We start from the raw sequence: 18635 nt of genomic DNA, 5'->3' as shown, positions 1-18635 counted from the left end.
AGCGCGTCACCACATACGCCGACCTGCGTGCCGTGCTGGCTGATCCGGTGACGTTCTCCTCCCGGAACATGGCAGGTCCGCAGGTCGCGGCCGTAGCGGCGCTGATGCCGCCAGAGCAGCGGCGATTACTTGAATTGATGTCCTCGCTCAATGCGGCGGACGGTGCCAGGCATGCCCGAATTCGTGCGTCGGCGAACCAGAAATTCACTCCAACGGCCGTGCGCCACATGGCTGACTCAATTAGGGAACGCGCGAGGACCATGCTCGACGAACTGCCGGAAGAAGCCGAGTTCGTCAGCGAGTTCGCCGCACCGTTCGCGCTCGGGGTCGTCGGTGACGTGCTCGGCGTGCCCGAAGCGGACTTCCCGCTGTTCCGCGAGTTCGTGGCACCCGTGCTGGAACTGACCAGCGGCGAGGAGGTCAGCGAACGCGCGCTCGGTTCGTACTTCGCCGGGATGAACGAGTTCTGCGCCTACTTCGCGCGCTCGGACGCGTTCCGCGGCGGCCAGCTGTCCGAGCAGGAACGGCTGTCGCTGTGCCTCGCGGTCGTCGTGGCCGGCACCGACTCGACGACGAACATGCTGGCCAGCACGTTCCTGCGACTCGACCGCAAGGAACGCCGGCTGGGCGGTGTGGTGGAGGAGGTGGTGCGGCTCGACACGCCGTTCACCGGGTTCTTCCGGACGGCGACGTGCCCGGTGACCACGGGCGGGGTGAGAGTCGGGAAGGGCGAGCACCTGTTCCTCGACTACGCGGCCGGCAACCGCGACCCGAAGGTGTTCAGCGAGGGCTTCGACCCCGGCAGGCCGTCCGTGCCGGGACATCTCGGCTTCGGGCACGGCCCGCACTACTGCCTGGGCGCCCAGCTGGCCCGGCTGGAGGGCCGGATCGTCGCCGAAGAGCTGCTCGACCGCTCGTCCGAGGTGGCCGAGCAGCCCGGCGACGTGCGCTACCGCAGGCACCTGATCAGTCACGGGCCCGCGGAGCTGTGGTTCAGGCCAGGGCAGCGTCGAGGGTGATGTTCTCGACGGCCGCGAGCGCCTTGGAGACCGGGCAGTTCGCCTTGGCGCCCTCGGCGGCCGCGACGAAGTCCTCCTGGGACAGGCCCGGCACGTTGGCGCGGACGGTCAGGTGGATGCCGGTGATGCCGACGCCCGCCTGGAACGAGACCTCGGCCTTGGTGTCGATCGAGGTGGGCGGCGTGCCCGCACCGGTCAGGCCGTGCGAGAGCGCCATCGAGTAGCAGGCCGAGTGCGCGGCGGCGATGAGCTCCTCGGGGCTGGTCTTGCCGCCCGCCTCCTCGGCGCGCGCCTTCCAGTCGATGTCGAAGCTGCCGCTGTTGGAGGTGGCGAGGCTGACGTTCCCCTTGCCCTCGACGAGGGAGCCTTCCCAGTGAGCGTTTGCCGTCTGCTTGATGGCCATGATCTCCAGGTCCTTGTCGAACGGGCTCGATCAGGTTGATGCGAGCGGTCTGGGACCACCTTTTCACGGGTCGCCCCCGAGATCACCTCGAGAACGGCGTGAACAACCGATAAACGCGCGGGGGGCTTGGGGGGGGCTTGGGGGGGTCCCCCCCCCAACATCATGGCGAAACGAAAAGGCCCATGCTCTTCATGAGCATGGGCCTTCCCGAGTGGAGCGGATGACGAGACTCGAACTCGCGACCCTCACCTTGGCAAGGTGATGCGCTACCAACTGCGCTACATCCGCACTGCCTTACGGGGAGAACTATACAACAGCGTCTAGACGGCATCTTTCGAGGGGGGTTCCAAACCGGCCAGCAGTTGATCTACCTCGTCCAACTGCTCCTTCGGCCAGCGCCACTCCCACAGCGCCCGGACCTTGGGCAGCACGTCGACCGGCAGCCACGCGGCCACCTCCTCGCGGAGGTCCCAGTCGTCGAACACGTGCTCGTAGAAGCTGACCAGTGCCGCGTTCTCCAGGAACTGCTCCGGCTGGTGGAAGCACCAGTGCGCGAAGCCGTACGCGCGCCGCAGCACCTCGTCGTCCTGCGCGCGGTGCGCTTCCTGCGCCAGCTGGGACAGCTCGGAGAAGAAGACGTGGCAGGACCACTCCTCGGTTTCGGCGACAGCCCGGAGTTCCGGCACCAAGGCCGAAGCACGTTCTCGCCAGTCCACCACGTGCGTGACGATAGTCGCTGGATCTTGTCCCGCCGACCGTCCGACGCCCACCTGTGACCGTCCTGTCACCGATCGCGTTGCGCTGATCGGCCCACGCCGAACGGATGGTCTTGTATATCGACCTGTTCTCATCGAGGAGCAGGTCTGGCCCCTTGTGGCATGTTGAGGCCTGTGATGGTCGACGAGAACGAGGTCGACCGGGACCTGCTCGCCAGGGTGCGCGAGGGAGACGACTCGGCCTACGGCGAACTGTTCTCCCGGCATGCGGACGCGATCCGCCGTTTTTCTCTCAGGCACGTCCGGGAGGCGGCCGAGGCCGACGACCTCACCGCTGAATCGTTCTTCCGCATGCTGCAGGCGATCCGCCGCGGCAGCGGGCCCACCGACCACGTCCGCACGTACCTGTTCACCGTCGCGCGCCGGGTCGCGTGGGAGTGGAGCGGACGGCGCCGCGACGTGCCGGTGGAGGACGAGGAGCTGGGCCGTCGCGTCGAGCCGGTGAGCGACAACGCCACCAGCAGAGCCGAGCACAACCTCATCTCCAGGGCTTTCTCCAGCCTGCCCGAACGCTGGCGGGTCGTGCTGTGGCGCGTCGAGGTCGAGGGCGAACGCCCCGCCACCGTGGCACCGCACTTCGGACTTTCGCCGAACGCCATGTCGGCGTTGGCCCGGCGTGCGCGCGAGGGGCTGCGTGCGGCGTACCTGCAGGCCCACCTCGCGGCCGACGACGGGCGGTCGTCGTGCGCGGCGATCCGGTCGAAGCTCGGCACCTACACCGCGGGCGGCGTCCAGGGCGTCGAGGAACGCCGGATCCGCGCCCACCTCGACACCTGTTCCGCCTGCACGCAGCTCTACACCGAGCTGAACGAGGTCTGCGCGACGTTGCGCGCCAGCGCGGCGTACCTGGCCGTGCCGGCGCTGGGGCTCGCGTTCGCCGGGAAGGTGTTCCTGACGAAGGCGAAGCTGGCGTTCGCGGCGGCGAGCGTGGCGACCGTCGGCCTGTTCGGGACGATGGCCGCGGTGTTCAACGGCGCCGCCGGTGTCGCCGTGTTGCAGCCGGACCAGAACCCGGTGATCGCCATGGAGACGTCCGGGTCGTCCAGTTCCGAGCACAGCCAGGGGCTCGTGGTGGCCCAGCCGCCCCCTCCCGAGCAGCAGCGGGTCAAGCCTCAGGAGAACGTGGTCAACCCCGGTGGGCAGCGCCAGGAGACCGTGCGCAGGACCGCCTCGTCCGTGCCGGCGCCGACCAGCGAGCAGCGCCAGGACCCGCCGGTCGAGCGGGCCGAGAAGATCGTCGAGTCGTCCGAGCAGGCCGGCCTGGTCAGCACGGCGGCGACGACGTCGCGTGACATCAAGTCGCTCGACGTGCAGTCGTCGTCGTCCGGAGCGCCGACGCCGTCCTCCCAGCCGTGCTCGTCGCCGCGGACCACGGTCACGACGGCCACGCTCTACCCGACAGAGCCACGTCTGAACTGACGGTGACGATCAAGCTCCGGCGAGTTCACCCACAAGGCTCTGCCCGCGCCAGGTACGGTTTGACCAAGACCGACCTAGCGTGGGAGACGGGTACATGACGCGGCTGGTGCGCGGTGCTGACGGGCGGATGTGGACGGTCCACAGCCGCATCGAGTGGCGCAACCCGGTGGAGTCCGACGACTTCGAACACGACGTCAGCGGCGGTGCTCTGCCCGGCATCATGATGGGCGGCATGCTCGTCGTGATGGTGGTCGTGCTGATCGCCTGGACGCCGGAGCAGGTCGTCGTGCCGGCGTGGCTGATCCTGGCGCTGATCTTCCTGTTCGCCTTCTTCCCGGTCCGCTGGGCCCTGCGCCGCCCGCACACGCTGGTCGCGGAGAGCAAGGCCACGGCCGACGAGCTGCCACCCGAGCGGTGGATCGGCTCGGTTCGCGGCCCGATGGCGGTGCGCCAGGAGGCCTCCCGGGTCGCCCGGACGATCGAGATGCACTCGCTGCCGGACGTCGAAGGCCCGTTGCAACCCGTCGACTGATGCGACACTGGACCGGTGCCCGAACTACCCGAGGTAGAAGCACTGGTCCACCACCTGCGTGAGAACGCGGTGGGCCGTGTGGTGCATCGCGTCGACGTGGCTTCGCTGCAGGTGCTGAAGACGTTCGACCCGCCGTGGACAGCGCTGCACGGCCAGGAGGTCGTGGCCGCGCACCGGCACGGCAAGCACCTCGACCTGGAGGTCGCGGACGGCCTGCACCTGGTCGTCCACCTCGCCCGCGCCGGTTGGCTGCGCTGGGCCGACACCATGTCCGCACCACCGCCCAAACAGGGCCGCGGACCACTGGCGTTGCGCGTCCACCTCGGTCCGCCCGGCCAGGGGCCAGGGTTCGACCTGACGGAAGCGGGCACGAAGAAGGGGCTCGCGGCGTGGATCGTGCGCGACCCGAAGACGATCGCGAGCGTCGCCAGGCTGGGCCCGGACGCGTTGGGGATCACCCGCACGCAGTTGGAAGACCTGTTCCACAAGCGCACCGAGCGGCTCAAGACCTCGCTCACGGACCAGAGCCTGATCGCGGGCATCGGCAACGCCTACTCCGACGAGATCATGCACATGGCGCGGCTCTCGCCGTACGCGACGGCGGGCAAGCTGAACTCGGAGCAGCTCGACCACCTGCACGAGGCCATGCTCACGACCCTGACCGATGCGGTCGCACGGTCCGTTGGGCAGGACGCCGCTCGTCTGAAGGGTGAGAAGCGGTCGGGGTTGCGGGTGCACGCGCGCACGGGGCTGCCGTGCCCGATCTGCGGTGACACGGTTCGTGAGGTGTCGTTCGCGGACAAGGCGTTCCAGTACTGCCCGACGTGTCAGACCGGCGGCAAGCCGCTGGCCGACCGCCGGTTGTCCCGCCTGCTCAAGTAGTCCCGCTGCTACGTGACGATCAGGACCTCCAGGGTGCGAGGGCCGTGCACGCCCTCCACCCGGCTGAGCTCGATGTCGCTCGTCGCCGACGGGCCGCTGATGAACGTCAGCGGTCGCGTGGGTTCCAGCCGCTGCAACGCCTCCGGCACCGACGCCGCGATCTGGTCCTGGCGGACCACGCACAGGTGGTAGTCGGGCAGCAGGGTGAGCGCGCGGCGTCCCTGGCCCTCGCTGCCGTCCAGCACGATCGTGCCGGTGTCCGCGATCGCGACCGCGCACCCGGTGAGCACGCCGTCGGCCTGGTCGAGTTCCCCGATGGTCAGCGGCTCGTGCAGCCAGGTGACGCCGTCGATCAGCCACTCGGCGGGAAGGCCTTGCGGCGCAACGATTCTCTTGCCCTTGAGGAGAGCCAGAGCTTCGGGTACGTCCGTCACCGTGTGCACGATCGCGCGGTAGTCGGCGACCCGTTCGGCGAACAGTTCGACGCCGCCCGGCCCGGTCTGGTCGTAGCCCCGGACGACGGGCACGGCCGCCGGCACCTGTGCGTTCCGGATGCGCTGGAGGATCTCTTCTCGTGCGGCTGAATTGATCATTCTTGGCAACGGTTCTTCCTCCACCAGGCGCGGAACGACTCGGCCGGTGGCGCGGGCACGTCGCGCGACGACGTCCACCTCGACCCCGGCCACGGCAGTGACGTGATCTTGCCGTCCCTGGCCAGGAAACGGGCCAGGGAACCGGCTTTCTGCGCCTTCTCGTAGCGCGAGGCCTCCCGGAAGATCCACGCGGCGGCCGCCATCGCGACGGACTCCGGCGTGCGACCCTTGGCCTCCACGACCTCGGCGCGCAGGTGCGTGAGGACGGACGGGATGTCGATCCGCACCGGGCAGACCTCGAAGCAGGCGCCGCAAAGCGAAGAGGCGTAAGGGAGTGAGGCCGCCTGCGGGTCGTGCATGTCGCCGACCAGCTGCGGCGTCAGGATCGCGCCGATCGGTCCGGGGTAGACCGAGCCGTACGACTTGCCGCCGGTGCGTTCGTAGACGGGGCACACGTTGAGGCACGCCGAGCAGCGGATGCACCGGAGTGCCTGGCGCCCGACGGAATCCGTGAGCGTCGCGGTGCGGCCGTTGTCGATCAGCACGAGGTGGAACCGCTGGGGCCCGTCGCCGGGCGTCACACCGGTCCACACGCTCGTGTACGGGTTCATCCGCTCCGCCGTGGACGAGCGGGGCAGCAGCTGCAGGAAGACCTCGAGGTCCTGCCACGTCGGCACGAGCTTCTCGATGCCCATCACGGTGATCAGCGTTTCCGGCAGCGTCAGGCACATCCGGCCGTTGCCCTCGGACTCCAGCACCACGATCGACCCGGTGTCGGCGACGGCGAAGTTCGCTCCCGAGATCGCCACCTTGGTGGTCAGGAACTTCTCGCGCAGGTAGACGCGGGCGGCCTCGGCGAGGTCCGCCGGTTCGTCGGAGACCTCGATCCCCATGCGGCGCTGGAAGATCTCGCGGATCTCCGAGCGGTTGCGGTGGATCGCGGGCACCAGGATGTGCGACGGCCGGTCGTCGCCGAGCTGCACGATCAGCTCGGCGAGGTCGGTCTCGATCGCGCGCACGCCACCGGCTTCGAGGGCCTCGTTGAGCCCGATCTCGGCCGTGGCCATGGACTTGACCTTGACGACCTCGTCGGCCTGTTCGGCTCGGCAGAGGTCGAGCACGATCCGGTTCGCCTCCTCGGCGTCCCGCGCCCAGTGGACGACGCCGCCGCGGGCCGTGACCGTCTCCTCGAGCTGCACGAGCAGGGTGTCGAGGCGTGCCAGGACGTCGTCCTTGATCTGCTCGCCGGCGACCCTGAGCATCTCCCAGTCGGTCATCTCGGCGACCGCGGACTCCCTGCGCCCCCGGATGGTGCCGGTGGCCTTGCGCAGGTTCTGCCGCAGCTGGGTGTCCTGCAAGGCCTCTCTCGCGGCCTTGGGGAACGTCGGGCTGCCCAGCCACGTCACCGGGTTGCGAGCCACGGGTCCTCCTCCGTCGAAGCCAGGATCTCCGCCAGGTGCACCGGCCGCACGCCCGTGCGCAGCCGCGAGAGCCCGCCGCCGATGTGCATGAGGCAGGAGTTGTCACCGGCGGACACCACCTCGGCGCCGGTGTCCAGCACGCACCGCATCTTGTCCGCGAGCATCGCCGTGGACGTCTCGGCGTTCTTCACCGCGAACGTGCCGCCGAAGCCGCAGCACTGCGTCGCGTCCGGCAGTTCCACCAGATCGAGTGCCTTCACGGCCCTGAGCAGCGCCAACGGCTTGTCGCCGACCCCCAGCATGCGCAACGAGTGACACGTGGGGTGGTAGGTGACCCGGTGGGGGAACCAGGCGCCGACGTCGGTCACGCCGAGCACGTCGACGAGGAACTCCGCGAGCTCGAACGTGCGCGGCGGGGACTCACCCAGGGTGGGGTGGACCTCCCGGACCATGCCGGCGCATGACCCGGATGGCGCAACCACGTAGTCGTAGCTCCCGAAGACGTCGGTGTACTTGCGCGCCAGCGGCTTCGAATGCTCCCGGTAGCCGGTGTTGAAGTGCATCTGGCCGCAGCACGTCTGATCGAGCGGGAACTCGACCGAACAGCCGAGCCGCTCCAGCAGACGCACCACGGCACGGGCCGTCTCCGGGAAGAACGTGTCCGTCAGGCAGGTTGCGAACAGTGCCACTTTCACGGGGACACCCTCTCCCCAAATTCATCGGATGTCTACCCGGACCGGTGGACCGTACGGGGGTACGCCGGGCGCGCCTCTTGCTATAGGGGTGCCCCACAGCACAGCATGTGCACCGTGGGCGACCTGTTGACCGAGCGCGCCGTGCTCGGTGTCATCGCGACCCTGGCCGTTCTGGGCCTCTTCGTGATGCTGTGCCGCGCTCGACGTGTCAGCACCTCCGTCGAGGATGCTGTGATGGACATGCTCGACCGGATGTCCAAGGCGTCGAGCGACCTCCGCGCGGGCTTGACCCAGGAGGCCGCGGACAAGGCCACACCCCACCTGCGCGAGATGCTGCGGTGCGTCGCGGTCGCCATCACCGACGAAGAAGGCACCGTCCTGTCGTGGGACGGCGGCGCGAACGACCACTACGAGTACCTCCGCGACACGGTGGCCCGTGCCATCAACAACTGCCACAAGGAACACGTCGACCACCGCAAACTCGGCTGCGAGCTGCAGGGTCCGTGCTCACTGCACAGCGTCGTCGTCGTGCCCCTGGTCGTCGAGGGAGACGTCGCCGGCACGTTGATCGTGGTCTCCGGCGTCGCCTCGAAGCGCCAGATCCGCATGGCAGAGGAGACCGCCCGCTTCGTCTCGACCCAGCTCGAGCTGGAAGTCGTCCAGAAGCAACGCCAGGCGCTCGCCCAGGCCGAGGTGAAGGCCCTGCGAGCCCAGATCTCGCCGCACTTCGTCTACAACGCGCTGAACACGATCTCCTCGCTGATCCGCACCGACCCCTCGCACGCCCGTGAGCTGCTGCAGGAGTTCGCGGAGTTCACGCGCTACTCGTTCCGCACCGACGGCTTGTTCACGACCCTCGCCGATGAACTGACCAACATCCATCGCTACCTGACCATCGAACAGGCCCGCTACGGCGCCCGGCTGAGCGTCAGGCTGCGCATCGCCCCCGAGGTCCTGCAGGTCGTCCTGCCGTTCCTGGTCCTGCAGCCCCTGGTCGAGAACGCGGTGCGCCACGGCCTGGCCAAGAAGCCCGGCGGCGGCATGCTCACCATCACCGCCGAGGACAACGGCAACGAGGCCCTGATCAGCGTCGAGGACGACGGCGTCGGCATGGACCCCGACCGCCTCGACGACATCAAGGACGCCCACCAGACCGGCGCGCACGTCGGCATCGGCAACATCAACGACCGCATGCGCACGGTGTTCGGCGCCGAGTACGCGCTGGTCGTCGAGACGGCACCGAACGCGGGCACCAAGGTCATCCTGAAGGTGCCGAAGTTCGCCCGCAACGTGCTGCCGAACCTGAACATCGGGTCTCAGATGACCGACGAGCCGATGACGGCGGAGCAGGCCGCGATCCGCGCCTGACGTGCGCTGATGCCCCGTTGAGAAGTTGCAAGGTCAATCATGCTCAACCCGGACGCGCATCGTGCCGATTGTGGTGTTGACCAATGAACTGCCGGCCGTTTGAAAGAACAGACGCCGCCCGCGAGCAAAGGCCATCATCCAGTGCAGGAACAAAAAGCACCCGAGCGCGTCCGCGTCTGCATCAAGTGCACCGCCAAGGGGTTCAGCAGCTGCAAGTGCTGACGAGCACCCGGTTCAGCGAGCCGCGACCGCCAAAGTCGTGATCAGCACGACGGCGCACACGCTCCAGCTCACCCACATCCAGTAGATGTGCATCGGCGTCGGCCCGGCTGCGTTCTGCCTGCCCCGGTCGTCCCACCACTCGACGTACCGTTCGAGCCAGCGGATCGGGTTGAACGTCACAGCCCGAACCTAGCACCTTGTGTTCCAGGTCACGCGGGAGCAACCGACCACCATCGAGGCTCCCGCGTGTCCGCGAAACGCACGTACTGTCGAGTACATGAGCGTCACGGACAAGATCGCGGCCCGGCTCCCGAGGGTCATGGACCGGGGTGAGCGGCCGCCGGTGGTCGCGGCGGTGCGGTTGCACGGGGTCATCACCCCGCAGTCCTCGCCTGTCGCGCGCAACACGATCAACCTCCAGAACGTCGAGTCGGCCATCAACCGGGCGTTCGACAACGAGCGCCTGATCGCCGTGGCGCTGCTCATCAACTCTCCGGGTGGCGCGCCCACCCAGAGCGCGCTGATCGCCGAGCGCATCCGTGAGCTCGCCACCAAGAAGCACGTGCCTGTGCTCGCGTTCTGCGAGGACGTGGCGGCGTCGGGCGGCTACTGGCTGGCCTGCGCCGGTGACGAGATCTATGCGCACGGCACCTCTCTCGTAGGGTCCATCGGTGTCGTGAGCGCCGGGTTCGGGCTCAACGGCCTGCTGGACAAGGCCGGTGTCGAGCGCCGCGTCTACACGGCGGGCGAGAACAAGGTCCGGCTCGACCCGTTCCAGGCCGAGAAGCCCGAGGACGTCGAGTGGTTGAAGTCGCTGCACGCCGATCTGCACGAGCAGTTCAAGGCGTGGGTCACCGAACGCCGCGGGGCCAAGCTCAAGAGCGAGGAAGACCTCTTCAGCGGTGAGGTCTGGACCGGTACCAAGGCCCAGCAGCTCGGTCTGATCGACGGCATCGGCACCATCCGGACCGTCATCGCCAAGCGCTTCCCGGACGCCGAGCTCACGATCGCGGAGCCGCGCAGGCCGTTGCTGGCCAAGCTCGGACTGACCGGAGCGTCCACCCGATCGGGCGATCTCGTGACGCAGGTGCTCGCGAGCGTCGAGGAACGTGCTCGCTGGTCCCGATTCGGGCTGTGAGCATCAGTTCGGTTTCACAGGGCGTGTCGAGACCTACCTCGGCGTAGACATGACCGCACATTGATGGGCAAGATGCCCGACACAGTGAGTACCCATGACAACACCGGTCTCCTCGTCCTCGCAGTCGATGACGAGGCCCCTGGGCTGAGCGAGATCAAGTTCCTGCTCGAGAGCAGCCCTCACATCAGGCGCGTCCTCACGGCCTTCGACGCCGCCGAGGCCCTGCGCATCCTGAGGGGTGACTACGAGCAGGAGGTCATGGCGCGGACGAAGGCCGGCCTGCCTCCGGTCGACGCGGTGTTCGCGGACATCAACATGCCCGGACTGTCCGGAATGGACCTGGCGCGGGTGCTCAGCGCGTTCCGGTACCCGCCCGCGCTCGTCTTCGTGACGGGGGTCGAGGAACGCGACGCGCTCGTCACGGCGTTCGACGTCGGCGCGCTCGACTTCATCAACAAGCCGATCAACGAGGAGCGCGTCCTCAAGGCGATCTCCCGGGTCGCGGACAGGGTGGGTCGCACGGCGGCACCGGCGAACCCGTCGGGCCAGGCCGCGCAGAACCCCGCCGAACCGACCGACGACGAGGTCATCCCCGTCGAACTCGGCGGCACCATCAAGCTCGTGCCGCGCGCGTCCGTGCGGTACGTCGAGGCGCAGGGCGACTACGCCCGCCTCCACACGCAGGACGGCAGCCACCTCGTCCGCATCCCGCTCGCCCAGCTCGAGGAGCGCTGGGCGAACGCGGGTTTCGTGCGCATCCACCGCTCGTACCTGGTGGCGTTGCCGCTGGTGAGCGAGCTGCGGATGACGGCGAACGGGTACGCGGTCGTCATCGGCACCGGTGACGGTGCCAAGGAGCTCCCGGTGAGCCGCCGGCACACCAAGGAGCTCAAGGAACGGATCGTGCGACCGCCGAAGAGCGGCTGGTGAGCAGGCACGACGCGGGAAAGCCCGAGCCACCCGCCCGGGAGGCCTGGCTCGGCGAGCAGGGCAGCAGGCCTCGCCGCCGCAGGGTCGTGCTCGCGGACTCCACGAAGAAGAGCGGCAAGGCCTTACGGACGATCATCGAGCTGGAGGAGCAGACCAGCGTCGGTGAGAAGCTGGTCCGCGACCTCATCCGCCAGCAGCTCAAGTCCGCGTTCGGGATCGCGTTCGCCGTCCTCATCGGGATGTGCCTGCTCCCGATCACCTTCTACCTGGTCCCCTCGATCGGGGAACTGAAGATCCTCGGCATTCCCATCCCGTGGCTCGTGCTCGGTCTCGCCCCCTTCCCGATCCTCTACGGCGTCGGGTGGGTCTTCCGCAGGCAGGCCGAACGGCACGAACGCGACTTCGTGAACATGGTCGACCGCTGACGTGAACGCCACCATCTACAGCCTCAGCGCCATCGTCGCCGTTGCGGCCGTGACGTTCCTGCTCGGCTACGTCGGGTCGCGCAAGGCGAACACCACCCCGGACTTCCTGGTGGCCCGCCGCGCGATCCCGGCCACCCGCAACGCCGCCGCGATCTCCGGCGAGTACCTGTCCGCGGCGTCGTTCCTCGGTGTCGCCGGGCTCGTGCTCAAGGACGGCGTCGACGCGCTCTGGTACCCGGTCGGCTTCACCGCCGGCTACCTCGCGCTGCTGCTGTTCGTCGCCGCGCCGCTGCGCCGTTCCGGTGCGTACACGCTGCCGGACTTCGCCGAGGCCCGGCTGGGATCGGTGAACGTGCGGCACTTCAGCACGTTCTTCGTGGTGTGCATCGGCGTGCTGTACCTGGTGCCGCAGCTGCAGTCCGCCGGCCTCACGCTGACCACGATCACCGGCCTGCCCCCGTGGTTCGGCGGCCTGATCGTCACGGCCATCGTGGTGGTCAACGTGCTCGGTGGCGGCATGCGCGCGATCACGCTCGTGCAGGCGTTCCAGTACTGGGGCAAGCTCTTCGCGATCGCCGCGCCCACGTTCGTGCTCTTCGTGGTGTTCCTGGCCTCCCCGGACCGCGGCACGCAGCCGCTGAGCGACGACGGCGTGGTCAGGTTCCCGCAGGCCGAGAAGATCACCGTGGCCGAGCAGGACGTGAAGGTCCGCGTCGACGAGCCGCTCAGGTTGAAGGTGAGCGGCAAGATCGACGGCAGGGACGCGGACGGGTCGGTGTACTGGAGCCGCGGCGTCTACGAGCTGAGCCCCGGCACGACGCTGGAGTTCACCGCGGGCAGCCCGGTGCCGGTCGTCGAGGGCTCGCCGACGACGAACCGCGACTGGTCGCGCCCGCAGACCGGCGGCGTCTCCGAGCTGATCAGGACGTACTCGCTGATCTTCGCGACGTTCCTCGGCACGATGGGCCTGCCGCACGTCCTGGTGCGCTTCTACACCAACCCGGACGGCAAGGCGGCCCGCCGCACGGCGCTGCACGTGCTCTACCTGCTGGGCCTGTTCTACATCTTCCCGACGGTGCTGGGCGTGCTGTCGAAGCTGTACCTGCCGCAGTTGCTGGTGAACGGCAAGACCGACGCGGCGGTGCTGATGCTGCCCGAGACGATGCTGCCGAACCTGGGCGGTCAGATCGTCGGCGCGATCGTCGCGGCGGGCGCGTTCGCGGCGTTCCTGTCGACCTCGTCGGGACTCGTGGTGTCGGTCGCCGGGGTGGTGTCGACGGACATCATGCCGGGCAAGGTTCGTGACTTCCGGTGGGCGACGGTGTTCACCGGACTCGTCGGGATCGGTCTCGCCCTGCTGCTGCCGCGCTCCGACGCGTCACTGACCGTGGCCATGTCCTTCGCGCTGGCGGCGTCGACGTTCTGCCCGCTCCTGGTCCTCGGCATCTGGTGGAGAGGACTCACCTGGGTGGGCGCCGTCTGCGGCCTCGTGGTCGGCGGCGGCCTGGTCATCACCGCCCAGGTCGTCAGCGTCATCAGCTCCTACACCGGCCGCTGGGCGCCCGCGTTCATCACCCAACCAGCGCTGATCACGGTGCCGGTCGCGTTCATCATCATGATCGTGGTCAGCAAGGCGACGCGCAGACGGGTGCCGGCGGACGTCAGCCAGATCCTGCTCCGGCTGCACGCGCCGGACCCGCTCGGCTTCATCCAGGACCGCTCCATCGCCCGCTTCGGGACCGCCGAGGAGAAGGCCCGGCTGGCGGACGACAAGCGCAGGGGAGCCGGTCGGACACGCTGAGTAGCCACCGTTTCGAATGGGTGAAAATTGGTCACTCGAATCGGTGAACGGTGAACAAGGTCACGCAGAGTGCTGTTCGTCTACGCATACTGACCGTTCGTCGCATCACCCGACTGCTGGGCGCAACGGCACGATCGGGGTCTTACCTGAGTGACTCAAGTCTCCATACGGTCTCGACCAAGAACAGACCGCACCTGGAGGCATTACGTGCACGTCACGTTGCTGACACCTACGACGAGTACCGCGAGGAGGGGACTGTGAGCTCTGTTGACCACACCCCGTCTGAGTCGGCCCCGGACGCGCAACAGTGGGTCGACGTCCAAGCGAGCGATGACTTCATCGAGCTGAAGCACCGACTGCGCAAGTTCGTATTTCCCGTCACCGGCCTGTTTCTCGCCTGGTACCTGCTGTACGTGCTGCTGGCGGACTACGCGCACGGCTTCATGTCCACCAAGGTGTTCGGCAACATCAACGTCGGGCTCATCTTCGGTCTGCTGCAGTTCGTGTCGACGTTCGTCATCACGACGCTGTACGTGCGGCACGCGAACAAGAACCTCGACCCGTTGGCGGAGAAGCTCCGCGGTGAGATCGAGGGAGACGGCAAGTGAACGAGTCCAGCCCGATCCTGAACATCAGCATCTTCGGTGTCTTCGTCCTGATCACGCTCTTCGTGGTCATCCGGGCGAGCCGCAACACCAAGACCGCTGCCGACTACCTCGCCGCCGGTCGCGCGTTCACCGGTCCGCAGAACGGCATCGCGATCGCGGGTGACTACCTGTCCGCGGCGTCGTTCCTCGGCATCGCGGGTGCCATCGCCCTCAACGGCTACGACGGCTTCCTGTACTCGATCGGCTTCCTGGTGGCGTGGCTCATCGCGCTGCTGCTGGTCGCCGAGCTGCTGCGCAACACCGGCAAGTACACGATGGGCGACGTGCTGAGCTTCCGGATGCGCCAGCGTCCGGTCCGCGCCGCAGCGGCCACGTCGACGATGGCCGTCTCGTTCTTCTACCTGCTGGCCCAGATGGCTGGTGCCGGTGGCCTCGTCGCCCTGCTGCTCGGCATCACGGGCACCGGTGGCCAGGCCCTGGTCATCGCCGTGGTCGGCGCCCTGATGATCGCCTACGTCCTCATCGGCGGCATGAAGGGCACCACCTGGGTGCAGATCATCAAGGCGGTGCTGCTGATCGCCGGCGCCGGCATCATGACCGTCTGGGTGCTCGGCAAGTACGGCTTCAACCTCTCGTCCCTGCTCGGCGCCGCTGTCGACGCCGCGCCGAAGGCGGGCGAGAAGCTCCTCGGTCCCGGTCTGCAGTACGGCAAGACCGGCACCAGCAAGCTGGACTTCCTGTCGCTGGCGCTGGCCCTGGTGCTCGGCACCGCGGGTCTGCCGCACATCCTGATGCGCTTCTACACCGTGCCCACGGCCAAGGAAGCCCGTCGCTCGGTCGTGTGGGCCATCTGGCTGATCGGCATCTTCTACCTGTTCACCCTGGTCCTGGGCTACGGCGCCGGTGCGCTCGTCGGCCCGGACGCGATCAACGCGGCGCCCGGCAAGGCCAACTCGGCCGCCCCGCTGCTCGCACTGGAACTGGGTGGCCCGATCCTGCTCGGCCTGATCGCGGCCGTCGCCTTCGCGACGATCCTCGCGGTCGTGGCGGGCTTGACGATCACGGCGTCGGCGTCGTTCGCACACGACATCTACGCCAACATCATCAAGAAGGGCAAGGAGGAGGACAAGGACTCCGAGGTCAAGGTCGCTCGCCTCACCGCGATCGTCATCGGCCTGGTCTCCATCGGCGGCGGCATCATCGCCAACGGCCAGAACATCGCGTTCCTCGTGGCACTGGCCTTCGCGGTCGCCGCCTCGGCGAACCTGCCCACGATCCTCTACTCGCTGTTCTGGAAGAGGTTCAACACCTCGGGCGCGCTGTGGAGCATCTACGGCGGTCTGGTCGTCACGATCACCCTGATCGTCCTGTCGCCGGCCGTCTCCGGCTCGCCGACCTCGATGTTCAAGAACGCCGACTTCGCGCTCTTCCCTCTGTCGAACCCCGGCATCGTGTCGATCCCGGTCGCGTTCCTGCTCGGCTACGTCGGCACGATCCTGTCGAAGGACAAGGCCGACCCGACCAAGCAGGCCGAGATGGAGGTCCGCTCCCTCACCGGTGCGGGCGCCGAGAAGGCCACCGCTCACTAGTTCCTGTACGACGAGAACGGGCCGTCCTCCACGGGGGCGGCCCGTTCTTCGTGTGCAACCCTGCCGGTGCTGTCCGCGTATTGACTGCGAACGCGGCAGAAGCTTGGGGGACCGGAGTGCGACGAGACGAGGAGTTCTCGGAGTTCTTCACGAGCAGGTTCGACTGGGCACGGCGCACTGCGTACGCGTTGTGCGGCGACTGGTCGGAGGCGGAAGAACTGGCGCAGAACGCCTTCGTGAAGGCGTATGCGAAATGGCCGGCCATCAGGCGGGAAACGGCGGAGGGGTACGTCCGCACCATCGTGACGCGTCTGTTCCTCGACAGCAGGCGCCGTGGCCGAGGCCGCGAACACCCCGTCGCCGAGCTGCCCGAACACGGCGTCGGCGGTGGCTTCTCCGACCCCGACGCCCGGCTGAACGCGGCACTGCAACAGGTGGCGCCGAAACAGCGGGCCGCGCTCGTGCTGCGCTTCGTGCACGACCTGTCCATCGAACAGACGGCCGCCGAGCTCGGTTGCTCGGTGGGCAACGTCAAAAGTCAGACAGCCAGGGGTTTGGCGACGCTCCGCGAGGCGTACGGCGAACCGGTCAACTCGGAGAGTGCCTGATGAACATCGAAGACGAGCTGCGCGGAGCTCTCGACGTCTCCGCGCCGCCTCCCACGACGACGCTGGACGTGGTCATGAAGCGCGGCCGCCGGCGGGTGTTCGCCCAGCGCGCGGGCGCCGTGCTGGGCGTGTTCGCGGTGGTCGCCGGCATCGGGATCGGCGCCACGACGCTGAACCAGGCCGCACCGCCACCCGAGCAGGCCGACCGGCCGGACGCGGGTCCCGCGACCGTGGAGCACGTGTTGGACTGGCCGCGGGTCAACACGCCACCGCAGACGCCGTACGGGACGTGGTCGCCTGCGTCCACCGCGCCGCCGCCTCCCGGCTGGCTCCAGATCGGCATCCCCCTCTGCGACATCAAGCCGACGAAGCGACAGGACAAGACGGACGTGGGCGCGGTGGCGTTCAACCCCGAGGCCGTCGACAAGTGGCTCGACGAGGCGCGCAAGGTGCTGCCGGAGGTCACCATCGGCGTCGCGAGGCCCGCCGCGATGAGCACCAGCTACGAGGCCGACGTGTCCGACTCCCAGGGGATCGGCAGCATCAGGATCACCGTCGGCAAGTTCACCGGCACGCCGCTGGCGCACGCGAACGACTCGCTGTGGGAGACCGGTGACTGCGAGCCCGCCCGGCGGCTCCAGTCGGGCGGCTCGATCATGCAGCTGCACGGCATCAGGCCGTACGAGCCGTTCCGGTCGCTGAAGCAGGTGCTGAGGGTCTACCGCGTGGACAGCTCGATGATCCAGGTCGAACTGCACAACTTCGGCAGCCCGGACTTCGGCGACGATCCGCAGAGCCCCGGCACGCGGCGGCGCACCGGTGCGGGGCGCCTGACGCTGCCGTTGTCCGAAGAGCAGTTCTCCAGGCTCGGGCCCGTCTTCGCGGAGTAGGGCCGGGGGTGTGCCGTGCCGGAGGTTCACGTCCGTGCAACCTCCGGCATGGCAACATCTAGGGCGTGACTGTTCCAAGCGTGGAGATCGCCGACGTGCCGGCGCAGCTGCCCGAGGGCGCCGTTCTGCTGGACGTGCGCGAGCAGGACGAGTGGGACGCCGGCCACGCACCCGGCGCGCTGCACGTCCCGATGAGCGAGATCGGTGCCCGGCTCGAAGAGGTGCCGAACGACGTGCAGCTCTACGTCGTGTGCCGTGCCGGTGGCCGTTCCGCCCGCGTGACCCAGTACCTCAACGAGAACGGCTGGGAGGCCGTCAACGTCGAGGGCGGCATGCAGCACTGGGAAGCCGCCGGTCGTCCGCTCGAGGGCGGCACCGACGGCATGGCACCCGAGGTCATCTGATCGTGCAGCCGCTGCAGCCGATGCGCGTGGACTGGGTGGCGACTCCGCCACCCGGTGCGTACCCGCAGCCGTCGCACCGGTCGCAGCGGCCGTCCTACGGCGGCCCGCCGAACTACCCGGTCCCGCCGCGCTGGGGCTTCCCGCTGCTCGCGTGGCGCTGGCCCACGGCCGTGCCCGGCACGGTCGAGCAGGCCGACTCGGTCGACGGCGTGCGCCGGCTGGGCCGGACCGCGCAGAACTCGCTGTGGCTGCTCGCCGCCGTCGCCGTGTGGGGCGCGTGCTCCGAGATCTGGCGCTACGTGCTGGTCGCGCTGAGCCGGTACGGAGCCCTGTCCTCCGGTGTCGTGAGCACGTCGGACGCCATGGTGGTGTCCGCGTCGGCGATCACGATCACCGGCTGCTTCCTGTCGCTGATCCTCAGCATGCTGTGGGTGCGGCGGGCGCGGAACGTGGCCGCGACGCTCGTGGGCTACGGACCGTCGCGCCCGGACCGGGACGTGCTGATCAGCCTGATCGTGCCCGGCGTGAACCTGGTGGTGCCCGGCTCGGTGCTCGCCGAGCTCGAACACGCCGTGGCCCGCAGGCCCGCCGGCGAACGTCCCACCCCGTCGAAGCTCCTGCGCTGGTGGTGGGGCCTCTGGGCCGCCTCGGGACTGACGGTCGTGATCGTGGTCCTGTGGTCGTTCCGCTCCAGCACCCAGGCCCTCGCGGACGGCGTGCTGCTGCACGCGTTCGCCGACCTGCTGCTCGCCGGCGTCGCGGTGACGTCCGCGCTGGTCGTCCGCCGGATCACCACCCTGCTGCTGCCGGTGGACGCCGCGTCCGTCCGGCTAATGCGCGTGGTGGAGGTCAAGGACGCCCCCGAGCCGCCGCTGCGCTCGGTCCGCGCGTCCGGCTCGCCCCGCTGATCTG

21 protein-coding genes and 1 tRNA gene are annotated in these 18635 nt (G+C 68.6%); 15 read left to right on the top strand and 7 right to left on the bottom strand.

From position 1 onward, the window contains the following. Positions 1-227: 227 nt before the first annotated feature. The gene (locus tag DFR72_RS39430) at positions 228-1019 is read left to right on the top strand and encodes a cytochrome P450 (RefSeq protein WP_170176611.1); all 792 of its coding nucleotides are present in this window, start codon (positions 228-230) and stop codon (positions 1017-1019) included. Here the strand turns inward: DFR72_RS39430 and DFR72_RS39425 are convergent. From DFR72_RS39425 to DFR72_RS39415, 3 genes are all read right to left on the bottom strand, one after another. Continuing rightward, positions 994-1422: an OsmC family protein gene (locus DFR72_RS39425; protein WP_090072083.1), complete on the bottom strand. Its 429-nt coding sequence runs from the start codon at positions 1420-1422 to the stop codon at positions 994-996. The genes DFR72_RS39430 and DFR72_RS39425 overlap by 26 nt on opposite strands. Before the next feature lie 212 nt (positions 1423-1634). Next, positions 1635-1710, bottom strand: a tRNA-Gly gene (locus tag DFR72_RS39420). A gap of 32 nt (positions 1711-1742) precedes the next feature. Continuing rightward, the gene (locus tag DFR72_RS39415) at positions 1743-2141 is read right to left on the bottom strand and encodes a DUF7674 family protein (RefSeq protein ID WP_090072084.1); all 399 of its coding nucleotides are present in this window, start codon (positions 2139-2141) and stop codon (positions 1743-1745) included. A 159-nt stretch (positions 2142-2300) separates the two neighbouring features. Here DFR72_RS39415 and DFR72_RS39410 point away from each other — a divergent pair, with 159 nt between their 5' ends. The 3 genes from DFR72_RS39410 to DFR72_RS39400 all read left to right on the top strand — a co-directional run bounded on the left by DFR72_RS39410 (position 2301) and on the right by DFR72_RS39400 (position 5031). Further along, a complete protein-coding gene (locus DFR72_RS39410) occupies positions 2301-3617 on the top strand; it encodes a sigma-70 family RNA polymerase sigma factor (protein WP_090072085.1) in 1317 nt (438 codons plus the stop codon). A 94-nt stretch (positions 3618-3711) separates the two neighbouring features. After that, a complete protein-coding gene (locus tag DFR72_RS39405) occupies positions 3712-4149 on the top strand; it encodes a DUF983 domain-containing protein (protein ID WP_090006686.1) in 438 nt (145 codons plus the stop codon). A 15-nt stretch (positions 4150-4164) separates the two neighbouring features. Continuing rightward, positions 4165-5031, top strand: a complete 867-nt coding sequence (locus DFR72_RS39400; RefSeq protein WP_090072087.1) for an Fpg/Nei family DNA glycosylase — start codon at positions 4165-4167, stop codon at positions 5029-5031. An 8-nt stretch (positions 5032-5039) separates the two neighbouring features. Here the strand turns inward: DFR72_RS39400 and DFR72_RS39395 are convergent, their stop codons facing one another. From DFR72_RS39395 to DFR72_RS39385, 3 genes are read right to left on the bottom strand one after another with little or no spacing between them, the layout of a single operon-like run. Next, on the bottom strand, positions 5040-5624 hold the full coding sequence (locus DFR72_RS39395; RefSeq protein WP_090072088.1) for a LutC/YkgG family protein: 585 nt from the start codon (positions 5622-5624) through the stop codon (positions 5040-5042). Continuing rightward, positions 5621-7045, bottom strand: a complete 1425-nt coding sequence (locus tag DFR72_RS39390; RefSeq protein ID WP_090072089.1) for a LutB/LldF family L-lactate oxidation iron-sulfur protein — start codon at positions 7043-7045, stop codon at positions 5621-5623. Before DFR72_RS39390 ends, DFR72_RS39395 begins: the two co-directional genes overlap by 4 nt. Beyond that, positions 7027-7734, bottom strand: coding sequence for a (Fe-S)-binding protein (locus DFR72_RS39385; protein WP_090072090.1), 708 nt, complete (start codon positions 7732-7734; stop codon positions 7027-7029). The genes DFR72_RS39390 and DFR72_RS39385 overlap by 19 nt, the downstream gene beginning before the upstream one ends. A gap of 111 nt (positions 7735-7845) precedes the next feature. Between DFR72_RS39385 and DFR72_RS39380 the strand changes: the two genes are divergently transcribed. After that, positions 7846-9108, top strand: coding sequence for a sensor histidine kinase (locus tag DFR72_RS39380; RefSeq protein ID WP_090072091.1), 1263 nt, complete (start codon positions 7846-7848; stop codon positions 9106-9108). 234 nt (positions 9109-9342) lie between these two features. Here DFR72_RS39380 and DFR72_RS46045 read toward each other — a convergent pair whose 3' ends face one another. Next, a complete protein-coding gene (locus DFR72_RS46045) occupies positions 9343-9510 on the bottom strand; it encodes a hypothetical protein (RefSeq protein WP_166048541.1) in 168 nt (55 codons plus the stop codon). A gap of 97 nt (positions 9511-9607) precedes the next feature. Here DFR72_RS46045 and DFR72_RS39375 point away from each other — a divergent pair, with 97 nt between their 5' ends. From DFR72_RS39375 to DFR72_RS39330, 10 genes are all read left to right on the top strand, one after another. After that, positions 9608-10468: a S49 family peptidase gene (locus tag DFR72_RS39375; protein WP_090072255.1), complete on the top strand. Its 861-nt coding sequence runs from the start codon at positions 9608-9610 to the stop codon at positions 10466-10468. 63 nt (positions 10469-10531) lie between these two features. Beyond that, complete coding sequence (locus tag DFR72_RS39370; RefSeq protein WP_177224642.1) at positions 10532-11398, top strand: LytR/AlgR family response regulator transcription factor; 867 nt, start codon at positions 10532-10534, stop codon at positions 11396-11398. Continuing rightward, positions 11395-11823 (top strand): hypothetical protein, encoded by a 429-nt coding sequence (locus tag DFR72_RS39365; protein ID WP_090072092.1) that lies wholly within the window; start codon positions 11395-11397, stop codon positions 11821-11823. Before DFR72_RS39370 ends, DFR72_RS39365 begins: the two co-directional genes overlap by 4 nt. A gap of 1 nt (position 11824) precedes the next feature. Beyond that, a complete protein-coding gene (locus DFR72_RS39360) occupies positions 11825-13624 on the top strand; it encodes a sodium/solute symporter (RefSeq protein ID WP_090072093.1) in 1800 nt (599 codons plus the stop codon). Between the two features lie 257 nt (positions 13625-13881). Further along, on the top strand, positions 13882-14232 hold the full coding sequence (locus DFR72_RS39355; RefSeq protein WP_090072094.1) for a DUF485 domain-containing protein: 351 nt from the start codon (positions 13882-13884) through the stop codon (positions 14230-14232). Beyond that, positions 14229-15821, top strand: coding sequence for a solute symporter family protein (locus tag DFR72_RS39350; protein ID WP_090072097.1), 1593 nt, complete (start codon positions 14229-14231; stop codon positions 15819-15821). Before DFR72_RS39355 ends, DFR72_RS39350 begins: the two co-directional genes overlap by 4 nt. 116 nt (positions 15822-15937) lie before the next feature. Beyond that, positions 15938-16429 (top strand): SigE family RNA polymerase sigma factor, encoded by a 492-nt coding sequence (locus tag DFR72_RS39345; RefSeq protein WP_090072098.1) that lies wholly within the window; start codon positions 15938-15940, stop codon positions 16427-16429. Then, positions 16429-17319: a hypothetical protein gene (locus DFR72_RS39340; protein ID WP_090072099.1), complete on the top strand. Its 891-nt coding sequence runs from the start codon at positions 16429-16431 to the stop codon at positions 17317-17319. The genes DFR72_RS39345 and DFR72_RS39340 overlap by 1 nt, the downstream gene beginning before the upstream one ends. Positions 17320-17384: 65 nt before the next feature. After that, positions 17385-17723 (top strand): rhodanese-like domain-containing protein, encoded by a 339-nt coding sequence (locus DFR72_RS39335; RefSeq protein WP_211335696.1) that lies wholly within the window; start codon positions 17385-17387, stop codon positions 17721-17723. Positions 17724-17725: 2 nt separating this feature from the next. Then, the gene (locus DFR72_RS39330) at positions 17726-18631 is read left to right on the top strand and encodes a DUF4328 domain-containing protein (protein WP_245983836.1); all 906 of its coding nucleotides are present in this window, start codon (positions 17726-17728) and stop codon (positions 18629-18631) included. Positions 18632-18635 lie beyond the last annotated feature (4 nt).

Origin of the sequence: Lentzea flaviverrucosa (assembly GCF_003350445.1) — a bacterium.
In the GTDB taxonomy this organism is placed as follows: domain Bacteria; phylum Actinomycetota; class Actinomycetes; order Mycobacteriales; family Pseudonocardiaceae; genus Lentzea; species Lentzea californiensis.
The sequence above is the reverse complement of the archived record's forward strand: the minus strand, read 5'-3'. Positions and strand labels throughout refer to the sequence as shown.